The organism is Streptomyces sp. NBC_01092 (assembly GCF_045039535.1).
Taxonomy (GTDB): Bacteria; Actinomycetota; Actinomycetes; order Streptomycetales; family Streptomycetaceae; genus Streptomyces.
The window spans coordinates 3,900,195-3,925,263 of record NZ_CP108659.1; the positions used below are offsets into that span (position 1 = coordinate 3,900,195).

The window sequence follows — 25,069 nt, forward strand, 5'->3', positions numbered from 1 at the left end:
CTCGGGGCCGAGTGGCACATGCGCCGTCCGCCAGGTATGCGAAGGCCCGGATCGTCAGGCGGAAATGCCGTCGATCCGGGCCATGGCGTCCTCCGCGCCGTACGGCTGCAAGTACGGCAGCCAGCGCGGGTCCCTATGCCCGGTGCCGATGATGCGCCAGGCGAGGCCGGTGGGTGGTGCTGGTTTGTGGCGCAGCCGCCAGCCGATTTCGAACAGATGTCGGTCGGCCTTCACGTGGTTGCAGCGGCGGCAGGACGCCACCACGTTGTCCCAGACGTGTTTGCCCCCGCGGCTGCGCGGAATGACATGGTCGACGCTGGTTGCGACGCCACCGCAGTACATGCACCGGCCCCCGTCGCGCGCGAAGAGCGCCCGCCGGGTAAGAGGAACGGGCCCCCGATAGGGAACCCGGACGAATCGCTTGAGCCGGACCACGCTGGGTGCGGGGACTGTGACGGTTGCGCTGTGCATAAAGGCGCCGGACTCCTCGAGGGATACGGCCTTGTTCTCGAGGACGAGGACGAGCGCGCGGCGGAGCGGTACGACGCCGAGTGGCTCGTACGACGCGTTGAGGACCAGGACATGCGGCACGGATGCCTCCTTGGGCGTCGGCGGCGCGTGGCTCGCGCCGGGACGATCTGTAGTCAGTCTCCCCTCTCGCCTGGTGAAAGCGCCACCATGTCCCGGTAACGGGCTGAGAGTGTTTTCGACCACATCTGATTCATCCCCTGGGCGATGAACGGTTCATCCCACCAGTTCATCCCCGGGTGGGCACGTTTCCTCCCTCGAACATGGCAACGATCCACACACGATGCCCCGATAGTGTGGTGAGCCTGCCCCGCCGGTGACCCTTTCGTGACCTTGAAGACCTTGACCGCCTGCCGGTGGGGCGGGCCGCTGCACTGGAGGTACCTGCTGTGTCCCTGCCCGCCGTCCTACTGGCCGCCGGCTCGTCGCCGTCCCCGACACCCTCGGAGACCACGACCCCGGCGGTGCCCTCGCTCAAGGACGCCCACGAGAGCGCGACGCAGGCCGCCGGCTGGGTCGAGCAGAACTGGTCGACCTGGCTCGCGATCGGTCTCCAGGTCCTGCTGATCGTGGTGATCGCGGCGGTACTGAGAGTGGCGGTACGGCGGGCGATCACCAAGCTCATAGACAGGATGAACCGCACCGCGCAGGCGGTGGACGGCACAGCCCTGGGCGGCCTGCTGGTCAATGTCGAGCGCCGCCGTCAGCGCTCGCAGGCGATCGGTTCGGTCCTGCGCTCCGTGGCGAGCTTCCTGATCGTGGGCACCGGAGCCCTGATGATCCTGTCCGCCTTCGACATCAACCTGGCCCCGCTGCTGGCGTCCGCCGGTGTCGCGGGCGTGGCGATCGGCTTCGGCGCCCGCAACCTGGTCACCGACTTCCTCTCCGGCGTCTTCATGATCCTGGAGGACCAGTACGGCGTCGGCGACTCGATCGACGCGGGCGTGGCCTCCGGCGAGGTCATCGAGGTCGGCCTGCGCGTGACCAAGCTGCGCGGCGACAACGGCGAGATCTGGTACGTCCGCAACGGCGAGGTCAAGCGCATCGGCAACCTCTCGCAGGGCTGGTCGACGGCCGGCGTGGACGTCACCGTCCGCTCCTCGGAGGACCTGGACAAGGTCCGGCACACCATCGGCGAGGTCGCCGAGAGGATGAGCAAGGAAGAGCCCTGGAACGAGCTCCTGTGGGGCCCGATCGAGGTTCTCGGCCTGGACAGCGTGCTGCTGGACTCGATGGTCGTACGGGTCGCGGCGAAGACGATGCCCGGCAAGTCCCTGACCGTCGAACGCGAACTGCGCTGGCGCATCAAGCTCGCCTTCGACGCCGCCGACATCCCGATCGTGGGCCGCGCTCCCCTGATGGTGGAGGAGCAGGCCGCGGCCGACCCCACGGCGGGCATGGCGGCTCCGTCGGCGTACTCCAACAGCACCTCGCCGCAGTCCCAGGCGGCCACGCCGCTGGCGCCGCCGAGCGTGACGAAGTAGGGGTCAACAGGTCTTCTTGTGCGCGAACTTGATGGGCGGCGTATAGAAGACGCGGGACCCCTTCTTCCCCCCGGCGACCCATATGCATTCGTGGGAGAGTCCGGCGTTGGTCGTCACATAAAGGCCGTGACTTCCCTTGCACGTGTTGTGGTAGTAGACGGTGTAGGTCGCAATACCGTTGTCACCCCACGAGTAATTGAAGCAGGTGACACTCCCCCGATTCACCTTCCTGACGGAAATCGCGCCGTCACCGGTGGCGGCACTCGCGGGAGCGGCCGCCACCGACCCCACTGCCAGTGCAGCTCCGACCACCGCGCCCAGAACCTTGAGCTTACGCAATCTAATGCGCCCTCCTTCGGGTTTCCCCCTCGATGAAAATGCCGTCGGCAATTGCCTCGACGGATGATCACCCTGCCATTCGGCGGAGTCGATCGCAAACTCGATAGATGTAGGCAACATCTAGAAAACTTCGTGATTACGGATACGGAAAACAGGCAACCGCGAGGGTCTTTTCTCCGTCCGCCCCGGTCCGATTCGCCGACGTACAGCCAACGGTTGTGCGACCCATGACCGGCGGTTGTTTGCCCACCGCGCGTCCCACTGGCTTGGATGGCCCGGTTCGATGTGCGGTCACGGCGGGCGGGGTGGTGGGGCGGTGGCGGGCGGGCGGTCGCTGGGGCGGCGGTTCGGGTGGCTGTGGGCGGCGTACGCGGTCAGCACCCTCGGGACGTGGCTGGCGTTCGACGCGTTCGCGCTGATCGCGGTCATCGTGCTGCACGCCGGGGCGACCGAGGTGGCGCTGCTGTCGGCCTCGGGGCTCGCGGTGGGGGCGGCGCTGGCGGTGCCGCTCGGGGCGTGGGTGGAGTTCCGGCCGAAGCGTCCGGTACTGGTCGCGGCGGACCTGATCCGCTGCGCGGCGCTGCTGAGCGTCCCCGTCGCGTTCGCGGTGGACGCCCTCGGTCTCGGGCAGTTGCTGGTGGTGTCGGTGGTCGTGGCCGCGGCCGACATCACGTTCAACGCGGCGAGCGGGGCGTATCTGAAGTACCTCCTGCCGCCGGAGGACCTGCTCGTGGCGAACGGCCGCTTCGAGGCGACGATGTGGACGGCCACGGCGCTCGGCCCACCGCTCGGCGGGGCGGCGATCGGGATGTTCGGCCCGATGGCGACGGTGCTGGCGAACGCGGTCAGCTTCCTTCTGTCGGCGCTCGGCATCCGGGCGATCGGAGGTAAGGAAAGGCAACAACCCCGCCCTGACACTCCCTCAGCCCCGCGGGCGAGGGGCCTGCGCACGACCGACCTCCGGGCGGGCTGGCGGCACCTCCTCACCCACCCCACCCTGCGCCCGCTGTTCCTCAACACGGTCCTGGTCAACTCTCTGATCATGGCGCAGGCCCCGCTGCTCGCCGTCCTCATGCTCGGCCGGCTCGGCTTCACCCCCTGGCAGTACGGCCTCGCCTTCGCCGTGCCGTGCCTGGGCGGACTGCTGGGCTCCCGGCTGTCCCGGCGCCTGGCCGCCCGGCACGGCCGGCACCGGGTCCTGCTCACCGCGGGCGCCCTGCGGGCCTGCTGGTGTGTCGGCCTGGCCTTCGTCGGCCCGGGCACCCCGGGCCTGCTGCTCGTCATGGCCGTCGAGTTCGGCCTGATCACCTGCGCAGGCGTCTTCAACCCCGTGCTCGCCGCCACGCGCCTCGACCTGACCCCGTCGGACCGGGTCACCCGCACCCTGACGGCATGGTCGATCACCGCCAAGACGGCGACCGCGGCGACGACCGCGCTATGGGGACTGCTGGCGACGCTGACCGGCCCGCGTGCGGCGATCGCCCTGGCCGGCGTCCTGTTGCTGGCGACACCTCTCCTGCTCCCCCGGCACGAGCACGCACCACGGGCCGGCGCCCTGGGGTAACGACTGCGTTGCCTGCCGGACCACCACTCTTGACGCCGCCTTCCCGCCGGGCTTACGTTCCTCCGCAGCGAATAGGAAACTTTCCTAACAGTGATCAGGCGGGGAGTCCTGGATGGACTTCCGTCGTAGATCACTGAGAAGCTGGTCAGCCGAGAGGCAGGTGTCGAACCCATGGCAGGATCCGCCGGTACGCCGGGCACCCCGCGCGTCCTGCGCGCCATGAACGACCGTGCCGCCCTGGACCTCCTCCTGGAGCACGGGCCGCTGTCCCGCACGCGGATCGGCAAGCTCACCGGCCTGTCCAAGCCGACCGCCTCCCAGTTGCTGGCCCGCCTGGAGGCCGCCGGCCTCGTCCTGGCGACCGGCACGACGGAGGGCCGACCCGGCCCCAACGCCCAGCTGTACGAGGTCGATCCGACGGCCGCGTACGCCGCGGGGCTCGACGTCACCCCCGAACGCATCCTGGCCGCCGTCGCCGACATCACCGGCCGCACGGTCGGGTCGTACGAACTGCCCACCCCCGGCAGGCGCCCGGCCCAGCCCGTCATCCGGCAGGTCACCGACGCCCTCGACGGCGCCGTGAAGGCGGCGGGCCTCGCCCGCGACGACGTCCACCGGCTCGTCATCGGCACCCCCGGCGCCTTCGACCCCAACACGGGCCGACTGCGCTACGCCTCCCACCTCCCCGGCTGGCACACCCCCGCGCTCCTGGACGAGCTCGCCGCGGCCCTGCCGATGCCGGTCGAGTACGAGAACGACGTCAACCTCGTGGCGGTGGCCGAGCAGCGGCTCGGCGCGGCCCGCGGCCACGACGACTTCGTGCTGCTGTGGAACGAGGGCGGCCTCGGCGCCGCCCTGGTCCTCGGCGGCCGACTCCACCGCGGCTGGACCGGCGGCGCGGGCGAGGTAGGTTTCCTGCCGGTTCCCGGCACACCCCTGGTCCGCCAGGTGACCAAAGCCAACAGTGGTGGCTACCAGGAGCTGGCCGGCTCCCAGGCCATCCCCCGGCTCGCACGCGAGATCGGCATGTCGAGCGTCCCGTCGACGCCGTACGCCGAGGCCGCCGCCACCCTCGTCGAACGGGCCGCCGGCGAGGACACCGTCCTCAACCGGCTGCTCCTGCAGACCTACGCGACCCGGCTGGCCACCGGTCTCGCCTCCCTGGTCTCCGTCCTCGATCCCGAACTGGTCGTCCTCAGCGGCGCCTCCCTCACCTCCGGTGGCGAGGTGCTGCGCGCGCTCGTGCAGGCCGAGCTGGAGGAACTGGCCGCGTCCCGGCCCCGGCTCGTCGTCGGCGACGTACGTGAACACCCCGTCCTGCGGGGCGCGTTGGAGAGCGCGCTGGGGACAACGCGCGACGAGGTTTTCAACACCTCGCGCTGACCGCCCGCCCCGTTCGCCCCACCTCCTCGACCCGCCCGTCGGCTCCCCCACCTTCCTCACCCGCCCCTCGGCTCGCCCCCCGCCTTCCCTTCACCCACCCCGTCCCGCCCCTGGGAGACCTCGCCATGCCCGGAAAGTCCTGGAAAATCATACCCTCGGTGTCCCGTAGGACAGCCGCCGCGCTCGCCGCCTCCGCCTCCCTGGCCCTTCTCGCCACGGCCTGTACGGGGCAGTCGGAGTCCGGTGCCGACGACGACCCCAACGCCAAGACGACGATCACCTTCTGGCACGGCTGGAGCGCGCCCGCCGAGGTCAAGGCGATCCAGGAGAACGTCGACGCGTTCGAGAAGGCCCACCCGAACATCACGGTGAAGGTCGTCGGCAACATCAACGACGACAAGCTCAACCAGGCGCTGCGCGCGGGCGGTTCGAAGGGTCCGGACGTGGTGTCGTCGTTCACGACCTCCAACGTCGGCAAGTTCTGCTCCTCCGGCGCCTTCCTCGACCTGAAGCCCTTCATCGAGAAGTCGAAGCTCGACCTCGACAAGATCGTCCCGAAGCCGATGCTGGACTACACCCAGTTCGAGGGCACCCGCTGCGCCCTGCCGCTGCTCGGCGACGCCTACGGCCTCTACTACAACAAGGACGCCTTCGAGAAGGCGGGCATCACGTCCCCGCCGAAGACCTGGTCGGAGTTCGCTGAGGACGCCAAGAAGCTGACCAAGGCCAAGGGCGACAGCTACGCGCAGCTCGGCTTCATGCCGACCTACCACGGCTACGAGACGGTCGTCGACCACTACATGTCCCAGTGGGACCACACCTACTTCGACAAGGACGGCAAGTCCAACGTCGCCAAGGACCCGGCCTTCGCCGAGATGTTCACGTACCAGAAGAAGCTGATCGACGACCTCGGCGGCTTCGCGAAGCTGGAGAAGTACCGCAACACCTTCGGTGACGAGTGGGGCGCCAAGCACCCGTTCCAGACCGGTCAGGTGGCGATGCAGCTCGACGGCGAGTGGCGGCTCGGGATGGCGAAGGACGCCGGCGTCGGCTTCGAGATCGGCACCGCCCCGATGCCCGTCGCCGACGACGAGGTCGCCGAGTACGGCAAGGGCTTCCTCTCCGGCACGATCATCGGCATCGCCCCGCAGAGCGAGAAGCAGAACGCCGCCTGGGAACTGGTGAAGTACCTGACCACCGACACGCAGGCCGTCGTCTCCTTCGCCAACGCCATCCACAACGTGCCCTCCACGTTCGAGGCCCTGAAGTCGCCCGACCTGAAGGTGGAGCCCGGCTTCAAGACGTTCCTGGACATCGCCCAGAACGCGCACTCGAACACCCCGCCGGCCTCCGTCAACGGCTCGACGTACCAGACGACGCTCCAGGACTTCGGCTTCCAGTACGAGTCCGGCAAGGTGAAGGACCTCAAGGCCGGTCTGGAGAAGACCGCCGCGCAGATCGACACCGACATCGAGCAGGCGAAGTAGCGCCGTCGATGTCCACGCACACTCTCCGCGCGAAGCGCCGCAGGTCGGCGCTTCGAACGGTGGCCTTCCTGTCACCGTGGCTCATCGGTTTCGGCGTCTTCTTCGCCTACCCGCTGGTGTCCACCGTGTACTTCTCGTTCATGAAGTACGACGGCTTCGGCACACCGGTCTTCCGCGGCCTGGGCAACTGGGCCTACGTCTTCAACGACTATCCGCTGTTCTGGCCGGCGCTGCGCAACACGCTCTGGCTGGTGCTGGTGATGGTGACCTGCCGGGTGGTGTTCGGCCTCGGCATCGGCCTGCTCATCACGAAGATCAAGACCGGTACGGGCGTCTTCCGCACCCTCTTCTACCTGCCCTACCTCGCCCCACCGGTAGCCGCCACGCTGGCCTTCGTCTTCCTCCTCAACCCCGGCACCGGCCCGGTCAACTCCATCCTCGGCGACCTCGGCCTGCCGACCCCCGGCTGGTTCACGGACGCCACCTGGTCCAAGCCGGCCCTCACCGCGCTCGCGCTGTGGGGCGTGGGCGACCTCATGGTCATCTTCATGGCCGCGCTGCTCGACGTACCGAAGGAGCAGTACGAGGCCGCGGAGCTGGACGGCACGTCGGCCTGGCAGCGGTTCCGCTATGTCACCCTGCCGAACATCTCGCCGATCGTGATGTTCGCCGTGGTCACGGGCGTGATCCAGACCATGCAGTACTACACACAGCCGCTGGTGGCCGGAAAGGTCGCCTCCGGCATCATCGGCGGCTCCGGCCAGCAGTTCGAGCCGGGCTACCCCGACAAGTCGACGCTGACCCTCCCCCAGCTCGTCTACAACCTCGGCTTCCAGCGCTTCGACTACGGCTCGGCCTGTGTGGTCGCGCTCGTACTGTTCGCCCTCGCCATGGCGTTCACCGCGCTGCTGATGCGGCGCCGGGGCGGACTGATCCAGGCAGGTGACTGACCATGACCCAAGTACTGGACAAACCGGTGCAGTTGGAGGCCCCGACCACCTCCGAGCGCACGGCCCGCCGCAAGGCACTGCTGGAATGGATAGCGATCCACTCCCTCGGCATCGCGGCCGCGCTGTTCTTCACCCTGCCCTTCCTGTTCGTGGTCCTGACCTCGCTGATGAGCGACCAGCAGGCACTCACCCGCGATCTGGTCCCGGACACCTGGGAATGGAGCAACTACACCAAGGTCTTCGACACCCCCGGCTTCCTGACCTGGTGGAAGAACACCCTGATCTACGCCGGTCTGGGCACGGTCCTCACCGTCGTGTCGTCGGTCCCGGTGGCGTACGCGCTCGCCAAGTTCCGCTTCCGCGGCCGGAATCTGACCCTGATGCTGGTCATCTCGATGATGATGCTGCCGCCGCAGGTGGTCATCATCCCGATGTACCTGTTCTGGGCGAAGCAGCTGGACCTCTCGGGCACGCTGTGGCCCCTGATCATCCCGATGGCGTTCGGGGACGCGTTCTCGATCTTCCTCCTGCGCCAGTTCCTGACGACGATCCCGAACGAGTACCTGGACGCGGCGAGGGTGGACGGCTGCGGCGAACTGCGCACCCTCCTTCGAGTCGTTCTCCCCATGGCGAAGCCGGGCATAGCCGCGGTCGCCCTCTTCCAGTTCTTCTACGCGTGGAACGACTACTTCGGCCCCCAGATCTACGCCTCCGAGAACCCGGGCGCCTGGACCCTCTCCTACGGCCTGGAGTCGTTCAAGGGAGCGCACCACACCGACTGGAACCTGACGATGGCCGCGACCGTGCTGGTCATGGCCCCCGTGATCCTCGTGTTCTTCTTCGCCCAGAAGGCGTTCGTCGAGGGCGTCACGCTCACCGGAGTAAAGGGTTGACTCACACATGCAGCATCTCCCCGGGGGACAACCCCCGGACCCCCGGCCGATGACCGCCCTCCCCGGCAACCGGAAGCGAGGCACCCTCCAGTGAAACTCACCGTGGTCGGCGGAGGTTCGACCTACACCCCCGAACTCATCGACGGCTTCGCCCGCCTCCGGGACACCCTCCCCATAGAGGAACTGGTCCTGATGGACCCGGCGACGGACCGCCTCGCACTGGTCGGCGCCCTGGCCCGCCGTATCTTCACCCGCCAGGACCACAACGGCACGATCACGACCACCACCGACCTGGACGAGGCGGTGGACGGCGCCGACGCGGTCCTCCTCCAACTCCGCGTGGGCGGTCAGGCGGCCCGTGAACAGGACGAGACCTGGCCCCTGGAATGCGGCTGCGTGGGCCAGGAGACGACGGGCGCCGGCGGCCTGGCGAAGGCCCTGCGCACGGTCCCGGTGGTCCTGGGCATCGCGGACCGCGTCCGCCGCGCCAACCCCACCGCCTGGATCATCGACTTCACCAACCCGGTCGGCATCGTGACCCGGGCCCTGCTGCAGGAGGGCCACAAGGCGGTCGGCCTGTGCAACGTGGCGATCGGCTTCCAGCGGAAGTTCGCGACGATGCTCGGCGTATCGGCGTCCGACGTCCACCTCGACCACGTGGGCCTCAACCACCTCACCTGGGAGACCGGCGTACGCCTCGGCGGCCCCGAGGGCGAGAACGCCCTGCCGAAGCTGCTCACCGACCACGCCGACACCATCGCCGCGGACCTGCGCCTCCCCCGCGCCGTCCTGGACCGCCTGGGCGTGGTCCCCTCCTACTACCTGCGCTACTACTACGCGCACGACCAAGTCGTGCAGGAACTACGAACCAAACCGTCCCGCGCCGCGGAAGTGGCCGAAATGGAAAGAAAGTTGCTGGCTCTCTACGCGGACCCGGCCCTCGACGAGAAGCCGGAACTCCTCTCCAAGCGGGGCGGCGCGTACTACTCGGAGGCCGCCGTCGACCTGGCCGCGGCACTACTGAACGGCGCGGGCAGCCCGTACCAGGTGGTGAACACCCACAACAACGGAACGCTCCCCTTCCTCCCCGACGACGCGGTGATCGAGGTACAGGCGGCGGTGAGCCGGCAGGGCGCGACCCCGCTCCCCGTCTCCCACACCGACCCCCTGTACGCGGGCCTGATGGCCCAGGTGACGGCCTACGAGGACCTGGCCCTCGACGCGGCCCTGCACGGCGGCCGCACCCGGGTCTTCAAGGCGCTGCTCTCCCATCCCCTCATCGGCCAGTACGAGTACGCGGAAAAGCTCACCGACGAACTGATCGCACACAACCGGGAGCACCTCGCGTGGGCATGACCGCACGTGTCCTCGCCGTCGACGCGGGCAACAGCAAGACCGACGTGGCGGTGGTGGCGGCCGACGGAACGGTCCTGGCCACCGCCCGCGCGGGCGGGTTCCGGCCGCCGGCCGTGGGCGTGGAGCGGGCGATGGACACGCTCGCCGAGGCGGTGGACGAAGCCTTCGCGGCCGCGGGCGTGACGTCGGCCGACCATGTCTCGGCCTGCCTGGCGAACGCCGACTTCCCCGTCGAGGAAGAAACCCTGGCCGCCGCGCTGCACGCACGCGCGTGGGGCACGACGGTCGAGGTCCGCAACGACACCTTCGCGATCCTGCGGGCGGGCGTGACCGAACCCCGCGGTGTGGCCGTCGTCTGCGGCGCCGGCATCAACTGCGTCGGCATGCGCCCCGACGGGCGTACCGCCCGCTTCCCCGCGCTCGGCCGTATCTCCGGTGACTGGGGCGGCGGCTGGGGTCTGGCGGAGGAGGCCCTGTGGCACGCGGCCCGGGCGGAGGACGGCCGCGGCGCGCCCACGTCCCTCGCCCGCACCCTGCCCGCCCACTTCGGCCTCCCCACCATGTACGCCCTGATCGAGTCCCTGCATCTGGAGCGCATCGAGGACATCCGCCGCCACGAACTGACCCCGGTCCTCTTCGCCACGGCGGCATCCGGCGACCCCGTGGCCCGCTCCGTGGTCGACCGCCTGGCCGACGAGGTGGTCGCCATGGCCACGGTCGCCCTGACCCGCCTGGACCTGCTGGAGGAGGAGACACCGGTCCTGCTGGGCGGCGGAGTGCTGGCAGCCCGCCACCCCCAACTCACGGACGCCATCCGTGACTTGCTCACGACCCGAGCCCCCAAGGCGGTCCCGAGCGTGGTCACGGCGAGCCCGGTGCTGGGAGCCGCACTGCTGGGCCTGGACGCGACAGGGGCACCCAGGGAGGTCCACACACGACTGCGCCGGCACTTCGAGCGGTAAGGGGAACCCGTACGCACCCGCGGGCGCCGGGCGGACCCCCACCGAACCGGCACAGGCGCCGCAGGCATCGACGCGCACCCCCACCCCCGAACCTGGAACCGAACAGATTCCCACGGCGTATTCATGGGCAGGGGGTGGTGCGGGGCGCGTTTCGGTGTGCCGGGACCCGGCACCCGCGCTGCGATCCGATCAAGATCCAGCGAAGGCCGGTGCGGATGTCAGTCCCGGCAGCGATACTTGCCGGGACGGATGGCCATGGGGGAGGTCAACAGTGACACAGACGCCGCAGAGCAGCGCGCCACCACCACCGGGAAACGACCCGGCCCACGGCGCGCCCACCATGCCGTCCGTCCCGCCCCAGCCGGCCCGGCCGGCCACATCCGCACCCACCCCCACAGCCCCGCCCGCACCCGCAACACCCGGCGCAGACGCCCGCCGCACCGCCTTCGCCGAGGGCTTCGACCAACTCCGGGCGGCCGCCACGACCGAGCCGGGCCGCCTGCGCATCATCGGCGCCCTGCTCGCCCTCCTCGTCGTCGCCTTCGGCGCCATCGCCGCCTGGCAGATGACCGAGCGCACGGCAGCGGCCGACGACGTCCTCAACCGCAGTCAGCCCCTCACCTCCGACGCGGCCGACATCTACCGCTCCCTGGCGGACGCCAACACCGCCGCGGCCAGCGGCTACCTCGCCGGCCTCCAGGAGAAGCCGGCGATGCGCGAGGGCTACGAGCGGGACATCCGCACGGCCGCCGCCAAACTCGTCACCGCGGCGGCCAACTCCGAACCGGGCTCCCCCTCGGCGAACACGATCACCGAACTCAGCAGACTGCTCCCGGAGTACAAGGGCCTGGTCGAGACGGCGAGGGCCAACAACCGCCAGGGCTACCCCGTCGGCGGCGCCTACCTGCGCGCCGCGAACGAGATGATGCAGCAGCGGATGCTGCCGGCGGCCCAGAAGCTCCACCAGACGGAGAACCAGCGCCTGCGCGACGACTACGCGGACGCGAAGTCCTTCCCCTGGGCGGCGGCCGGCCTCGGCGTCCTCGCGCTGGCCGGCCTCGCCTGGGCCCAGCGCCGCAACTACCGGCGTACGAACAGGGTCCTGAACCACGGCCTCGTCACCGCCACGGCCGCCGCCACGGTCGTCCTGCTGTGGCTCGCCGTGGGGCACACCGTCGCACGCGCGGGCCTGAACGACTCCTACGACCACGGCGTCCGCTCGCTGAACGTGCTGCACGAGGCCCGCATCGCCTCCCTCACGGCCCGCAGCGACGAGAACCTCACGCTGGTCCGCCGCGGCGCCGACACCAGGACGCTCACCGACGGCAAGGTCGTGGACGCGTACGAGTGGGGTTACGACAAGGAGATCGACGAGCTCGGCAAGGCGCTCACCAGAGCCGCGGGCCTCGCCGACGACACCGCGGGAAAGAAGCCCGTGCAGGACGCGAACGGCTTCATGAAGATCTGGAAGGACCGCCACGTCCTGGCCCGCGACGACAACGACTCGGGCAACTACCAGGCCGCCCGCGACCGCGTCATCGGCGCCGCGAAGGATCCGACGAGCGTGTGCTTCGACAATGTCGACAAGGCTTTGGCGACGGCGCTCACCCACGAGCAGAGCGAGTTCAAGCAGGCCGCGAGCGACGGCCGTGATTCGCTGACCGGCCTCCCGACCGGCGCCGCGGTCCTCGCGGTCCTGGGCGCGGCCGGCGCGGTCCTGGGCGTCGGCCGCAGGCTGTCGGAGTACCGGTGAGAGGGGGCACGAAGATGAACGCACGCGGCACGACGCCGAACGAAGGCGACACCTCGGTCCGCCTCCGCAGCGCGGCCGGCGCATGGCGGCGTCTGCGGGCCGGCCTGCGCGGCTGGGGCGGGGTGGGCGCGATGGCCCTCGGCTGCGCCCTGACGCTGGCCTTCGCGCTGCTGGTGCCTCTGTCCCAGCACCAGGGGGGTACGGCCGACGCGGGCCAGGGCGTCGCCCACGTCAGCCGGATGCGGGCGGCCGAGAGTTGCGAGAACCCGCAGGACCAGTCCCTGTCGCCGTCCGGCGGCGACGGCAAGACCCCGACCCTCGACGCCATCAAGGGCCGCAAGGACCGGCGTCTGATCGTCGGCGTCGACACCAACAGCTACCGCTGGGGCTACCTCGACCCGAACAACCCCTCCGGCGAGCTGGAGGGCTTCGACATCGACCTGGTCCACCGGATCGCCGAGGACGTCCTCGGCGACCGTGACGCCGTGCAGTTCAAGGCGATCCCGACCAGCCGCCGGATCGAGGCGATCCAGAAGGGCGAGGTCGACATGGTGGTGCGCACCATGACGATCAACTGCGACCGCATCGACCAAGTCGCCTTCTCCGCCCCGTACTTCGTCACCGGCCAGCAGGTCCTCGCCGCCAAGACCTCGACGATCACCGGGTTCGACAAGACCCTGGCCGACAGGAAGGTGTGCTCGGCGCAGGGCTCCACCGCGTACGACAACCTCGAAGCGGGCAGGAAGGACGGCGACCTCCCCGCCTCCACGGACATCAGGACCACCGTCCCCAACCAGCTCGACTGCCTGGTGAAGTTGCAGCTCGGAGAGGTCGACGCGGTCGTGACCGACGGTGCGCTCGCCGCGAGTCAGGCCGCGCAGGACCCCACCGTGGAGCTCAAGGGCGGCCTGTTCACGGACGAGTACTACGGCGTGGCGATGAAACTGGGCTCGGACGATCTGGTACGCCAGGTCAACCGGACCCTGGAGAACTACATCAAGGACGGTGGCTGGGAGGCGTCGTACGAGAAGTGGCTCCACCCGACCATGGACCAGGGCGACAAGAAGTCGGCGTCGGCGACCCCTCCCGAGGCGGACTACAAGTAGGCGGACCACAAGTTGCCGGCCGTCAACTGACGGACGACTGACGGAACTCAACGCAGCGAGAGGTGATCGATGGGCGTCACGGACCCCGCCGGGCCGGTGATGGACCGGGACGAGGTGGACCGTGCGCTGGCGCGGCTCGGCGCGGAGCACGAGGCGATCGAGACCTCGCTCCTCGCCCTGCAGGACCACGCGGGCCGCAGACTCCTGGAGGGCGCCGAGCTCACCGGCGTCACCAAGGAGCGCTGGACGGCCGCGGAGGCGTCGATCACGCTGCTGTGGGCGTACTTCGACGCGTACACGGACGCGCTGCGCTGCGCCCGCGACATCCGCGCCCGTCGCCGCTGGTCCAGCCGGGACGACCTGGTGGAGCTGACGGAGCTGCTGCGCGGCGAGTCGGTGACCGTCGCGGGCTCGGCGACGGCGACCGCGGCCGCGCCGACGCTGCAGGGCGCCGCGAGCAAGCTCAGCGAGCAGTTCTCCCTGGTCACTCTGGTGGACCGGATGAACACGCTGTACGCGACGAGCCTGGACATGGTGGTCGCCTCGGACGCGGTCTGGTCGGCGCTGCCGGCCCGTATCGATTTACTGGCCGCGGAGCTCCAGCGCACCCGTCAGCTCGCCCACTCCGTCGGCGTACGCCCCGGCGAGCACCCCGCGGGCGACGACCTGGAGCGCATCACGCGCACGCTCACCCACCTGCGCGGCGAGGTGGTGTCCGACCCGCTCGCGTACTGGGTCCCCACGCAAGGCAGTTCGGCGCCGGGCGGCGGCAGGCCGGACACCACGGTCTACGACCGCGAGGCGCGCGCCCTGGAGGACGTACGGCGTGAGATCGACGCCGTACTGACGGTCCGTCAGGATTCGGAGCAGCGGCTGGTCAAGCTGCGTGACGTGCTCTCCCGCGCGGACCGTACGCTCGCCGAGGCCCGCACCGCGCGCGGCGAGGTGCTGGCGAAGATCGCCGCCACCGAGGTGCCCGTCGTCAGCGGCCCGCCGACCGTGCTCCAGGAGCAGCTGGCGACGGCCGCCGAGTACCGCAGACACGCCCAGTGGCACCGCCTGTCCCCGCTCCTGGAGTCTCTGGAGCAGAAGGCGGAGGACGAACTGCTGCGCGCCCGCGAGTCGTTGACCGCGGTCACCGCGCCGCTCGCGGTCCGCGCCGAGCTGCGCGGCCGTCTCGACGCGTACAAGGCGAAGGTCGCCCGGCACGGCCTCGCGGAGGACCGGTTCCTCATCGAGCGCTACGACGCGGCCCGCCGCATGCTGTGGAGCGCGCCCTGCGACCTGCGCGTCGCCGAACAGGCCGTCCTGCGTTACCAGCAGGCGGCCGCCGAACTGCTCAGCAGCGGGCGCGTGCCGGGTCAGCGCGGGCCCGAGGACCGCGGGGGGCCGCGGGCATGAGGGACAGGGGGGAGTCGTCGTCATGAGTCAGGCACAGCGTTCCTGCCAGCGACCGGACTGCGGCGGGACGTACGAGGACGTGGGCGGCGGCGAGCTGTACTGCGACACCTGCGGCCTCGCCCCGGTCGTCTCGGCGTCCGGCATGGTCGGTTCGCCGCCCACCGGGATGACGGGCGGCGGCAAGGGCGCACGCGGCTCGGCGGGCAGCGCCAGCTCCCGCTCCACCGGCCGCGGCAGCTCCCGTACGTCGTCCCAGTCGTCGAAGTCCCGGCGCTCGGTGTCGGGGCGGCTGTCGCGTTCGCTGTCGGGCCGTTCCACGGGCCGCTCGGTGTCGGTGCGCAGCTCCGGTTCGAGCGCCGGCTCCAGCGGGCGCGGCCGGCTCGGCGTCGGCCTGGTGCAGGTCCCGGACGTGCCGCGGCCCGACCCGCGCGCGATGGTGCTGGAGAACCCGGAGGTGCCCGAGCGCAAGCGGTTCTGCTCGCGTTCGGACTGCGGCGCGCCCGTCGGCCGGGCCCGTGGCGAGCGGCCGGGCCGGACCGAGGGCTTCTGCACGAAGTGCGGGCACCCGTACTCGTTCGTGCCGAAGCTGAAGTCCGGCGACGTCGTGCACGGCCAGTACGAGGTCGCGGGCTGTCTGGCGCACGGCGGCCTCGGCTGGGTCTATCTCGCCGTGGACCGCGCGGTCTCCGACCGCTGGGTGGTGCTCAAGGGCCTGCTCGACACCGGCGACCAGGACGCGATGGCGGCGGCGATCTCCGAGCGGCGCTTCCTCGCGGAGATCGAGCACGCCAACATCGTGCGGATCTACAACTTCGTCGAGCACCTCGACCAGCGCACCGGCTCCCTCGACGGCTACATCGTCATGGAGTACGTCGGCGGCAAGTCCCTGAAGGAGATCGCGAACTCACGCCGTACGGAGACGGGCCGGCGCGATCCGCTGCCCGTCGAGCAGGCGTGCGCGTACGGCATCGAGGCCCTGGAGGCGCTCGGCCATCTGCACAACCGCAACCTGCTGTACTGCGACTTCAAGGTCGACAACGCCATCCAGACCGAGGACCAGCTCAAGCTGATCGACATGGGCGCGGTGCGCAGGATGGACGACGACGAGTCGGCCATCTACGGCACGGTGGGCTACCAGGCGCCGGAGGTCGCGGACGTCGGCCCGTCGGTCGCCTCCGACCTCTACACGGTCGCGCGCACCCTGGCCGTCCTGGCCTTCGACTTCCAGGGCTACACGAACGTCTACGTCGACTCGCTGCCCGACCCCGACCACATCGAGGTCTTCCGCCAGTACGAGTCCTTCTACCGCCTGCTGGTCCGCGCCACCGACCCCGACCCTGCCCGCCGCTTCGCCTCCGCGCAGGAGATGACGGAGCAGCTGACGGGCGTGCTGCGCGAGGTCGTGTCCTTGCAGTCGGGGCGCGCGAGGCCGGCGCTGTCGACGCTGTTCGGGCCCGAAGTGCGGGTGACGGACGCGGAGTTGTTCCCGAAGCTGGACGGGGAGGTCTCACGGCTGGGGGCGCGGGTGACGCCCGCCCGGAAGAAGGCCACCGCCAACGGCGGCCCCGCTCCGGACGCGGGCGGCGCGGCCGCGAACGCCCTGGGCACCGGCGCCACCGGCATCCCCGGCCTCGTCAAGCCCGCCAACGCCCCCGTCGCCGCCCTCGCCCTGCCGGTCCCGCGGGTCGACCCCGTCGATCCCAACGCCGGTTTCCTCGCGGGCCTGATGACCACCGCGGCGGCCGAGCTGCTGGGCGCCCTGGCCGCCGCACCCGCGGCGTCGACCGAGACCCGGCTCAGGCAGGTGCGGGCGTGGCTGGAGAACGGCGACACCGGCACCGCGCACGAGGCGCTGCTGAAGCTGGAGGACGAGCGGCCCGACGACTGGCGGGTCGTCTGGTACCGCGGCGTGGCCGCGCTCGTCACCGGCGACCACGAGGGCGCCGCGCTCTCCTTCGACGCGATCTACGACGCCTTCCCCGGCGAGCCCGCCCCCAAGCTGGCCCTCGGCCTGTGCGCGGAGGTGCTGGGCCAGCTGGACAACGCGGCCGAGTACTACCGCCTGGTGTGGTCCACCGACCCCAGCTATGTCAGCGCCGCCTTCGGTCTCGCCCGCGTCCAGCTCGCGACCGGCGACCGCGGCAGCGCGGTGCGGACCCTGGAGTCGATTCCGGAGAGCTCCATCCACTACACCGCCGCACGCGTGGCGTCGGTCCGGGCCCGGCTGCGTCAACGGACGGCTCTCGCCTCTGACGTACCGTTCCTGGACGATCTGACGGCAGCGGCGGGGCAGGTGGAGGCGCTGGAGGCGTACGGCCTGGACCCGGCACGCCGGGAGCAGTTGTCGGCGGAAGTCCTCGGCTGCGCGCTGGACTGGATACTCTCCGGGGGCCAGGGTTCCGCCCTTCCCGCCGCCGGAGGACGGACGCTGCTCGGCAGCGGCCTGGACGAGCGGGGCCTGCGTTTCGGTCTGGAGCGTTCGTACCGCATGCTGGCCCGTCTCGCACGGGGCGGCGAGGAGAGGATCGACCTGGTGGAACGTGCCAACCGTTACCGCCCCCGGACGTGGGTGTAGTTGATGTCGCAGATGCCCCAGTTGTCCGCCTGCCCGAGCTGCGAATGGCCGCTCGAGTCGGGTGACCGTTTCTGCGGTGCGTGTGGATACGACCTGTCCGCCGTGCCCGTACGGCCGGACGACCACCCCACCATCACCCTGAACGGCTCGACGCCGCCCCCCGCCCCGGCCGCGCCCGGCGCGGGCTGGCCCGTCGCCCCCGCGCCGGAGGGCTCCGCCGTCCCGGCGCCCGCGCATCTGCCGGCGGACCAGGCGGGCACGGACCCCGGCGGCCGTTCCCTGCCCCCGGGCACTCCCGCGCCCCCGCAGGCACCGCCCCCGCCCGGACCGGTGCCGCCGCCGAGCGCTCCCGGCGCTCCGCAGGGCCACTCCGGCATCCCGGCCCCGGGCGGCCACGCCGAACCGGCCGGCCCGCACACGCCACCGGCCCCGGCCGGTACCCCGGCATCCGTGCCCGCCCCGACCGGCTCCCCCGTCTCCCCGGCCTCCGGCGTGCGGTTCGACCGTCCGCCGGAGCCCGACGACTACCCGTTGCAGGCGCCCGACCCGCGCGTCGCGGCCGACGTGCCGACCCCTCCGGAGGGCACCAAGGTGTGCGTGGCGTGCCGTGCGGGCCGTGTCGACCAGGACGGGTACTGCGAGAACTGCGGGCACGCGCAGCCGCGCGAGCGCGATCACATGGAGCAGGACGCGGGCCCCGTCGCCGCCGTCAGCGACCGCGGCCTGCGCCATCACCGCAACGAGGACGCGTTCACCGTCGGCTGCACCGCGCTGCCCGACGGCCGGCCCGCGGTCGTGGCGATCGTCTGCGACGGCGTGTCCTCGGCGACCCGCCCGGACGCCGCCTCGCTGGCCGCGTCCCGCACCGCGAGCGAGTCGCTGCTGGCCGCCCTGCCGCGCGGCACCCACCCGCAGCAGGCCATGCACGACGCGATCGTCGCCGCCTCGAACGCGGTGAACGCCCTGGCCAACGAGCCGGCCACGGCCCGCGAGCACGCCCCCCATCAGAACGCGCCCGCCTGCACGATCGTCGGCTCCGTGGTCACACCCGAGCTGCTGATCGTCGGCTGGGTCGGCGACAGCCGCGCCTACTGGGTCCCGGTGGACCGCAGCACTCCCCCGGCCCGGCTCACCGAGGACGACTCCTGGGCAGCGCAGATGGTCGCCGCGGGCCTGATGAACGAGGCCGAGGCGTACGCCGACGAGCGCGCCCACGCCATCACGGGCTGGCTCGGCGCGGACGCCTACGAACTGGAGCCGCACACCGCTTCCTTCAAGCCGGACCGCCCGGGTGTAGTGGTGGTGTGCACGGACGGGCTGTGGAACTACGCGGAGGCGGCCGAGGACATGGCCGACGTCGTACCTCTCGACGCCGCCGCGCGCCCCCTGCACAGCGCCCAGGTGCTCGTCGGTCACGCGCTCGACGGCGGGGGCCACGACAACGTAACAGTGGCCGTCGTGCCGTTCCCGGCACCCCCGATGGGGGCAGGATCGGCCTGAGGCCTGCTGCGGGGACGGCCTCATCGGACCGGAGGGGACCGGTCCGTCGACAGCCATGGCCCCACTACGGGGTTCATTAGGGGGATTTGAGAACGTATGGCCAATTTCTCGAAATCAAACGTGCCGCAGTTCTCGGTGGACGTGTACCAGAACGAGTACCTGCCGGAGGGCGGTCGCGATGTCAACGCGATCGTCACGGTGACCGCGACCGGCGGCGGCACGGTCGGCAGCGCGGTCGCCGCACCCCACCTCTACTCGCCGGGGCAGGGCCCGTCCGCGGCCGTGGCGATCATGGTCGACTGCTCGGGCTCGATGGACTACCCGCCGACCAAGATGCGCAACGCCCGCGACGCCACGGCCGCAGCGATCGACACCCTGCGCGACGGCGTGCACTTCGCGGTGATCGGCGGCACGCACGTGGCCAAGGAGGTGTATCCGGGCGGCGGACGCCTCGCCGTGGCCGACGCCACCACCCGCGACCAGGCCAAGCAGGCACTGCGCCGGCTCAGCGCGGGCGGCGGCACCGCCATCGGCACCTGGCTGCGCCTCGCCGACCGGCTGCTGTCCTCGGAGGACGTCGCCATCCGGCACGGCATCCTGCTCACCGACGGGCGCAACGAACACGAGTCGCCGGAGGACCTCAAGGCGGCGCTCGACGCGTGCGCCGGACGCTTCACCTGTGACGCCCGTGGCGTGGGCACCGACTGGGAAGTGAAAGAAGTCACAGCGATCGCCTCGGCCCTGCTCGGCAGCGCCGACATCGTCGCCGACCCGGCCGCCCTGTCCGCCGACTTCACGCGGATGATGGAGACGGCGATGGGCAAAGAGGTCGGGGACGTCACCCTGCGGCTGTGGACGCCGGTCGGCACAGCCATCAAGTTCGTCAAGCAAGTCGCGCCCACGGTCGAGGAGTTGACCGACCGCCGCACCGAGGCCGGCCCGCGCGCCGGGGACTACCCCACCGGCTCCTGGGGCGACGAGTCCCGTGACTACCACGTCTGCGTCGAGGTCCCGGCCGCCGGCCTGGGCCAGGAGATGCTCGCCGCCCGGGTCTCGCTGGTCGTCCCGCAACCCGACGGGACCGCGCAGAACCTGGGCGCCCAGGGGCTCGTACGGGCCGTATGGACCGAGGACATGGTCGCCTCGACGTCGATCAACCCCCAGGTCGCCCACTACACCGGCCAGGCCGAACTGGCACAAGCCATTCAACAAGGGCTTGATCTTCGCAAAGCGGGGGATATGGATGGAGCAACGGCCAAACTGGGCCGCGCCGTTCAGCTCGCCAGCGCCTCCGGAAACGCGGATACGGCGAAACTCCTTGCGAAGGTGGTGGACGTGGTCGACGCCGCGGCGGGTACTGTGCGACTGAAGGCGAAGGTCGCGGAGGCCGACGAGATGACTCTCGAGACACGGTCTACAAAGACTGTTCGTGTAAAGAAGTGACGTAGCAGGACCCAGTAAGACCCAGCAGGACCCTGAAAAGGATCGAGCCTGACCCCTTGGGGTTGGAGAAATCCGGTCGAGAGCGGCCGGAAAAGAGAGGGGGAAGCGCCGACATGCCGACCTGCCCGAACGGACACCAGTCGGGTTCCGACGACTGGTGCGAGGTCTGCGGTCACCGCATGGCCGGTGCCGTGCCTCCGCCCCCTCCGCCACCCCCGCCCGGCGGCGGCTACGGATTCCCGCCGCCCGGCGGCCCCGGTCCCGGCCCGTCCGGTGCCCCGAACGCCGGTCAGCCCGGCGGGCGTCCGCACCTGTCCGCCGTACCGAACGCCGAGCCGGAGCTCTGCCCGCAGTGCCGTACGCCCCGTGAGGGCGGTGCGCCGTTCTGCGAGGAGTGCCGGTGGAACTTCCTGACCAACACGGCGACGTCGTACACGCCCGCGGCCCCGCGCCCGCCTGCGCCGGGCGGCCCGGGTCTGCCGTCGCACTTCCAGCAGCAGTCGGGACCCCCTCCGTCGTTCGGCGGCGGTGACTCCTACGACTACCAGGGCTCGCGCCCGTCCCAGATGAACCGCCCGGCAGAACCGATCCCGCCGTTCGGCGCGGAGCCGCCCGCTCAGGGTGGGCACGGCGGTCCGGGTGGGCACGGCGGTCCCGGCGGCATGGGTGCCCCCGGTCAGGGACAGGGACCTGGCGGTCCCGGTGGCCCCGGCGCCTTCGGTCCCGGTCCGGGTGCTCCCGGCGGTCCGGGTGCTCCTGGCGGCCCCGGAGGCATGGGCGGCCCTGGTCAGGGCCCCGGCGGCATGCCTCCCGGCGGTCCCGGTGGCATGCCCGGCCAGCCCGGTCCCGGAGGCATGCCCGGCCCGGGCCAGGGTGGTCCGGGTGGTCCCGGCATGAACGCTCCCTCCGGCTTCGGCGACCCCTCGCGGCAGGCTCCGCCCCCGCCCGCCCCGACCCAGCCCGGCGGTCCCGGCGCGCCCGGCGGTGCTCCGCAGGCGTTCCATCCGGCCGGCCCCGGCCCCGGTCCCTCCGCCCCGCCGGCCACGCCCGGATTCGGGCAGGATCCGAACCGTCCGCAGCAGGGCGCCCCGTCCTTCGGCGACGACTGGGTGATCTCCCCGCCGTCGTCGGGCCCCGGCGGCCCGGGTGCCCCCGGCGCTCCCCCGCAGGGCGGCTACGGCTATCCGCCGCCCGGCGCGACGCAGGCCCCGCCGCCCGGCCACGGCTACCCGCAGCAGCACGCCGGACCGGCGACCTGGCTGGCGACGATCGGCCCGGACCGTGAGTACTTCATGGCGATGATGCAGCGCTCCGGCCCCGAGGCCGCGGGCCTGAACCTGCCCGCGTACTCGCCCGAGCAGCAGCGCACGCTCACCGGCAACCAGGTCACCATCGGCCGCCGCCGCCACTCCACCGGCGAAAGCCCCGACATCGACCTGTCGGTGCCGCCGGAGGACCCGGGCGTCTCGCACCAGCACGCGGTCCTGGTCCAGCAGCCGGACGGCACCTGGGCGGTCGTCGACCAGAACTCGACGAACGGCACCACGGTGAACGGCTCCGAGGAGCCGATCCAGCCGTTCGTGCCGGTGCCGCTCCAGGACGGCGACCGGGTGCACGTGGGCGCCTGGACGACGATCACGATCCGACGGGGCTAGCCATCCGAGCCCCGGGAGGGGTCGGTCGTACGGTGTTGAAGGCCCGTGCGACCGGCCCCTCCCGGCGTTTCAGCCGGGCAGCGTCCAGGCGTAGGGCCCCTCGGGGTCGTCCAGCCACGCCCACTCGTGCTCGCCGTGCACCGTGATCCCGAACCGCTCCCGCTGCGGCCGGCCCTCGCGCTCCCACAGCGTGTAGGCCTCCTGCGGATCGAGGCTGCCGCGGGTCAGGGCGAGCAGGAAGCGGAACAGCTCGTGCTCCCTGGCCCGGCGCGGCAGCCCGGCCACGTGCGGGGGCTCCGGCTCGGACCGGGTGCCGCCACGCAGCGGCACGAAGTAGGCGGGGGTGTGCAGGAAGCGCCCTTCGGCGTGCTCGGGGTCCCGAACGGCGAGCGTGACCAGGCCCGTGGCGAGCGGGGTCAGGATCCGGGCGTCCGGACGGCACTGGGCGAGCCAGGCGCGCGGGATCGACTCCAGGGTGCAGGTCGCGATGATGCGGTCGAAGGGGGCGCGCTCGGGCACGCCGCGTGCGCCGTCGCCGGTGACGACGACGGGGTGGTACCCGGCGGCCGCCAGATGCCGTCGCGCCGACTCGGTGATCTCCGGCTCCAGGTCGATGGTGGTGACGAGGTCGTCGTCGCCGAGCCGGTGGGCGAGCAGGGCGGCGTTGTAGCCGGTGCCCGCGCCGATCTCCAGGACCCGGTCGCCGTCCGCCACCTCCAGCGCGACCAGCATCATCGCCATCAGGGACGGCTGGCTGCTGGAGGACAGCAGCTCGCCGTCGCGCAGCCGGGTGGCCAGCGGGGTGTCGGCGTAGGCGCCGCGCACCCAGCGCTCGCGGGCGGCAGGAACGGGGTTCTCGCCCCAGTGCCGCTCGTAGCCCGCGGCGACGCCGACGTAGTAGTACGGCACGAACAGGTGGCGCGGAACGGCGCCGAAGACCTCCCGCCACACGGGGTCGGCGGCCCATGCCCCGCCGGCGTCGATCTCACGCATCAGGGCGGCCCGCGCCGAGGCGGCGAGGTCCTCCAGGTCCTTGTCGAGAGCGTGCGCGCTCATACGTCCACTGTCCTGCGGGAGACCGTGCGAGGCGAGTGTCCCGCCGGACGATCCGGAACGCGTCACTCGGGGGTTCCGGGCCCGCTGGTCCTAAGCCTGGAGTCCTCGGTCGCCGCGTCTGAGACCATGGACGGGTGAATGAGATTCGGCGCGGCACGCTTCAGGAGCAGACCTTCTACGAGCAGGTCGGCGGGGAGGAGACCTTCCGCCGCCTCGTCCACCGTTTCTACGAGGGTGTCGCCGAGGACCCGCTGCTGAAGCCCATGTACCCCGAGGAGGACCTGGGCCCGGCCGAGGAGCGCCTGACCCTGTTCCTGATCCAGTACTGGGGCGGCCCGACGACGTACAGCGAGAACCGCGGCCACCCCCGCCTGCGCATGCGCCACGCCCCCTTCACCGTCGACCGCGCGGCGCACGACGCCTGGCTGAAGCACATGCGGGTCGCCGTCGACGAGCTCGGCCTCTCCGAGGAGCACGAGCGGACGCTGTGGAACTACCTCACGTACGCGGCGGCGTCGATGGTGAACACGGCCGGCTGAGCCGACGGTCAGCGGACGCTGACGTCCAGGGCGCCGAGTCCCGCACGCCGTACCGCGATCGACCCGTACGGCGTGCGCAGCCGTAGCCACGCACCGGACGAGAACAGCGCCAACTCCCCGGTGGCGCGCAGGAATCCCAGCGACTGGGCCGCGTGCACGGCCCGCACCGGCAGATCGGTGTCCCCGACGGTCCGGGACCAGATCTCCCGCCCGATCCGGTCGAGTTCGCTCCGGGTACGCCCCTCGGCCGCGAGCTCCTGGGTCCGCGAGCGGAACTCCGCGACGCCCGCACCGATCATCGCCCGCAGGGCATCGGGCGCGGGCAGCCCCGGCACCGGCCGCCATCCGCCGCGCGGCGGAAGCACCCCGGCCCACGGCGGCCCGGTCACGGCCTCCGGCACGAGGGCGGTGGCCGCCGACTCGTCGACGGACTCCAGCAGCTCACCTGCGGAGACGGTCACATCCAGCGTGACGTCGAGCCCGTTCTCGTACGGCTTCGCGAGGCGCACCGCGCGGATCGCCAGCACCTCGAAGGACGGCGGGCGCCCGAAGACGGCGAGCGCGGTGCCGGCCGCCTGGAGGCGAACGGCGGCGCCGCGGTCGTAGTGGAGCAGCCGGGAGAGGAAGGCCGCGAGGTCCGCTGCCTCCCCCTCGTCGGCCAGGTGGAGGACCGTCATGCGGCGACGGCCTCCTCCTCGCCCGCTTCATCGTCCGTGTATTCGCGCAGGAAGTCCTTCTCCTCCGCGGTGAGCCGACGCGGCCGTTCCGCCTCGAAGTCGAACGGCACGACCACCGTCGAGGCCCGGACGTAGACCACGTCGTCGTCCTTCACCTCGCAGGTGATGGTGAAGGACGCGGCCCTGATCTCGCTGATCCACAGCTCGATGTCCACCGGGTGGTGCCGGTGCACGAGCTGCCGTTTGTAGTCGATCTCGTGGCGCGCCACCACCGACCCCTGCTTGAAGTCCTTCTCGGGACGGAACAGGAAGTCGATACGGGCTTCCTCCAGGTATCGGACGAAGACCGCGTTGTTGACGTGTCCGTACGCGTCCATGTCGGACCAGCGCAGGGGGCAGCGGTAGATGTGGCGCAAGA

At 71.3% G+C, this 25,069-nt stretch carries 21 protein-coding genes; 16 read left to right on the plus strand and 5 right to left on the minus strand.

Annotated features, from left to right (window positions below):
• Positions 1-54 precede the first annotated feature (54 nt).
• Positions 55-591 (minus strand): HNH endonuclease, encoded by a 537-nt coding sequence (locus OG254_RS17445; RefSeq protein WP_020116449.1) that lies wholly within the window; start codon positions 589-591, stop codon positions 55-57.
• Positions 592-917: 326 nt separating this feature from the next.
• Between OG254_RS17445 and OG254_RS17450 the strand changes: the two genes are divergently transcribed.
• Positions 918-2,012 (plus strand): mechanosensitive ion channel family protein, encoded by a 1,095-nt coding sequence (locus OG254_RS17450; RefSeq protein WP_405582772.1) that lies wholly within the window; start codon positions 918-920, stop codon positions 2,010-2,012.
• A 3-nt stretch (positions 2,013-2,015) separates the two neighbouring features.
• On the opposite strand, the gene OG254_RS17455 is transcribed toward OG254_RS17450, so the two are convergent.
• Positions 2,016-2,351 carry a hypothetical protein gene (locus OG254_RS17455; RefSeq protein WP_405582774.1) on the minus strand — a complete coding sequence of 112 codons (336 nt, stop codon included), beginning with the start codon at positions 2,349-2,351 and terminating at the stop codon, positions 2,016-2,018.
• A 316-nt stretch (positions 2,352-2,667) separates the two neighbouring features.
• Between OG254_RS17455 and OG254_RS17460 the strand changes: the two genes are divergently transcribed.
• The 14 genes from OG254_RS17460 to OG254_RS17525 all read left to right on the plus strand — a co-directional run bounded on the left by OG254_RS17460 (position 2,668) and on the right by OG254_RS17525 (position 22,379).
• The gene (locus OG254_RS17460) at positions 2,668-3,915 is read left to right on the plus strand and encodes an MFS transporter (RefSeq protein ID WP_405582776.1); all 1,248 of its coding nucleotides are present in this window, start codon (positions 2,668-2,670) and stop codon (positions 3,913-3,915) included.
• 171 nt (positions 3,916-4,086) lie between these two features.
• Positions 4,087-5,298, plus strand: a complete 1,212-nt coding sequence (locus OG254_RS17465; RefSeq protein WP_405582778.1) for an ROK family protein — start codon at positions 4,087-4,089, stop codon at positions 5,296-5,298.
• A gap of 125 nt (positions 5,299-5,423) precedes the next feature.
• Complete coding sequence (locus OG254_RS17470) at positions 5,424-6,785, plus strand: ABC transporter substrate-binding protein (protein ID WP_405582780.1); 1,362 nt, start codon at positions 5,424-5,426, stop codon at positions 6,783-6,785.
• A gap of 8 nt (positions 6,786-6,793) precedes the next feature.
• Positions 6,794-7,735, plus strand: a complete 942-nt coding sequence (locus tag OG254_RS17475) for a carbohydrate ABC transporter permease (RefSeq protein WP_405582782.1) — start codon at positions 6,794-6,796, stop codon at positions 7,733-7,735.
• A gap of 2 nt (positions 7,736-7,737) precedes the next feature.
• Positions 7,738-8,628 (plus strand): carbohydrate ABC transporter permease, encoded by an 891-nt coding sequence (locus OG254_RS17480; RefSeq protein WP_405582784.1) that lies wholly within the window; start codon positions 7,738-7,740, stop codon positions 8,626-8,628.
• A 90-nt stretch (positions 8,629-8,718) separates the two neighbouring features.
• Positions 8,719-9,984, plus strand: a complete 1,266-nt coding sequence (locus OG254_RS17485; RefSeq protein WP_405582786.1) for a 6-phospho-beta-glucosidase — start codon at positions 8,719-8,721, stop codon at positions 9,982-9,984.
• Entirely contained in the window at positions 9,975-10,946 is a 972-nt protein-coding gene (locus OG254_RS17490; protein WP_405582788.1) for an N-acetylglucosamine kinase, read from the plus strand. The genes OG254_RS17485 and OG254_RS17490 overlap by 10 nt, the downstream gene beginning before the upstream one ends.
• A gap of 271 nt (positions 10,947-11,217) precedes the next feature.
• Entirely contained in the window at positions 11,218-12,699 is a 1,482-nt protein-coding gene (locus OG254_RS17495; protein ID WP_405582790.1) for a hypothetical protein, read from the plus strand.
• Positions 12,700-12,830: 131 nt separating this feature from the next.
• Entirely contained in the window at positions 12,831-13,805 is a 975-nt protein-coding gene (locus tag OG254_RS17500) for a glutamate ABC transporter substrate-binding protein (RefSeq protein WP_405595048.1), read from the plus strand.
• Positions 13,806-13,874: 69 nt separating this feature from the next.
• Positions 13,875-15,206: a hypothetical protein gene (locus OG254_RS17505; protein ID WP_405582792.1), complete on the plus strand. Its 1,332-nt coding sequence runs from the start codon at positions 13,875-13,877 to the stop codon at positions 15,204-15,206.
• Between the two features lie 22 nt (positions 15,207-15,228).
• A complete protein-coding gene (locus tag OG254_RS17510) occupies positions 15,229-17,781 on the plus strand; it encodes a tetratricopeptide repeat protein (protein WP_405582794.1) in 2,553 nt (850 codons plus the stop codon).
• Positions 17,782-17,784: 3 nt separating this feature from the next.
• Positions 17,785-19,281, plus strand: a complete 1,497-nt coding sequence (locus OG254_RS17515; protein ID WP_405582796.1) for a protein phosphatase 2C domain-containing protein — start codon at positions 17,785-17,787, stop codon at positions 19,279-19,281.
• A 96-nt stretch (positions 19,282-19,377) separates the two neighbouring features.
• Positions 19,378-20,724, plus strand: a complete 1,347-nt coding sequence (locus tag OG254_RS17520) for a vWA domain-containing protein (protein WP_405582798.1) — start codon at positions 19,378-19,380, stop codon at positions 20,722-20,724.
• A 113-nt stretch (positions 20,725-20,837) separates the two neighbouring features.
• A complete protein-coding gene (locus OG254_RS17525) occupies positions 20,838-22,379 on the plus strand; it encodes an FHA domain-containing protein (RefSeq protein ID WP_405582800.1) in 1,542 nt (513 codons plus the stop codon).
• A gap of 69 nt (positions 22,380-22,448) precedes the next feature.
• Here OG254_RS17525 and OG254_RS17530 read toward each other — a convergent pair whose 3' ends face one another.
• Positions 22,449-23,435 (minus strand): methyltransferase domain-containing protein, encoded by a 987-nt coding sequence (locus OG254_RS17530; protein WP_405582802.1) that lies wholly within the window; start codon positions 23,433-23,435, stop codon positions 22,449-22,451.
• A gap of 134 nt (positions 23,436-23,569) precedes the next feature.
• Between OG254_RS17530 and OG254_RS17535 the strand changes: the two genes are divergently transcribed.
• The gene (locus OG254_RS17535; RefSeq protein ID WP_147999319.1) at positions 23,570-23,974 is read left to right on the plus strand and encodes a globin; all 405 of its coding nucleotides are present in this window, start codon (positions 23,570-23,572) and stop codon (positions 23,972-23,974) included.
• A gap of 8 nt (positions 23,975-23,982) precedes the next feature.
• Here the strand turns inward: OG254_RS17535 and OG254_RS17540 are convergent, their stop codons facing one another.
• Together OG254_RS17540 and OG254_RS17545 are read right to left on the minus strand one after the other, a co-directional pair.
• Positions 23,983-24,651, minus strand: a complete 669-nt coding sequence (locus OG254_RS17540) for a hypothetical protein (RefSeq protein WP_405582805.1) — start codon at positions 24,649-24,651, stop codon at positions 23,983-23,985.
• Positions 24,648-25,067: an acyl-CoA thioesterase gene (locus OG254_RS17545; RefSeq protein WP_405582807.1), complete on the minus strand. Its 420-nt coding sequence runs from the start codon at positions 25,065-25,067 to the stop codon at positions 24,648-24,650. Before OG254_RS17545 ends, OG254_RS17540 begins: the two co-directional genes overlap by 4 nt.
• Positions 25,068-25,069 lie beyond the last annotated feature (2 nt).

What these genes read in the sequence shown, in the direction of transcription:
- OG254_RS17465 (WP_405582778.1), top strand. Translation starts at nt 4,087, where the DNA reads ATGGCAGGATCCGCCGGTACGCCGGGCACCCCGCGCGTCCTGCGCGCC.
- OG254_RS17470 (WP_405582780.1), top strand. Translation starts at nt 5,424, where the DNA reads ATGCCCGGAAAGTCCTGGAAAATCATACCCTCGGTGTCCCGTAGGACA.
- OG254_RS17475 (WP_405582782.1), top strand. Translation starts at nt 6,794, where the DNA reads ATGTCCACGCACACTCTCCGCGCGAAGCGCCGCAGGTCGGCGCTTCGA.
- OG254_RS17480 (WP_405582784.1), top strand. Translation starts at nt 7,738, where the DNA reads ATGACCCAAGTACTGGACAAACCGGTGCAGTTGGAGGCCCCGACCACC.
- OG254_RS17500 (WP_405595048.1), top strand. Translation starts at nt 12,831, where the DNA reads ATGGCCCTCGGCTGCGCCCTGACGCTGGCCTTCGCGCTGCTGGTGCCT.
- OG254_RS17505 (WP_405582792.1), top strand. Translation starts at nt 13,875, where the DNA reads ATGGGCGTCACGGACCCCGCCGGGCCGGTGATGGACCGGGACGAGGTG.
- OG254_RS17510 (WP_405582794.1), top strand. Translation starts at nt 15,229, where the DNA reads ATGAGTCAGGCACAGCGTTCCTGCCAGCGACCGGACTGCGGCGGGACG.
- OG254_RS17515 (WP_405582796.1), top strand. Translation starts at nt 17,785, where the DNA reads ATGTCGCAGATGCCCCAGTTGTCCGCCTGCCCGAGCTGCGAATGGCCG.
- OG254_RS17520 (WP_405582798.1), top strand. Translation starts at nt 19,378, where the DNA reads ATGGCCAATTTCTCGAAATCAAACGTGCCGCAGTTCTCGGTGGACGTG.
- OG254_RS17525 (WP_405582800.1), top strand. Translation starts at nt 20,838, where the DNA reads ATGCCGACCTGCCCGAACGGACACCAGTCGGGTTCCGACGACTGGTGC.
- OG254_RS17530 (WP_405582802.1), bottom strand. Translation starts at nt 23,435, where the DNA reads ATGAGCGCGCACGCTCTCGACAAGGACCTGGAGGACCTCGCCGCCTCG.
- OG254_RS17540 (WP_405582805.1), bottom strand. Translation starts at nt 24,651, where the DNA reads ATGACGGTCCTCCACCTGGCCGACGAGGGGGAGGCAGCGGACCTCGCG.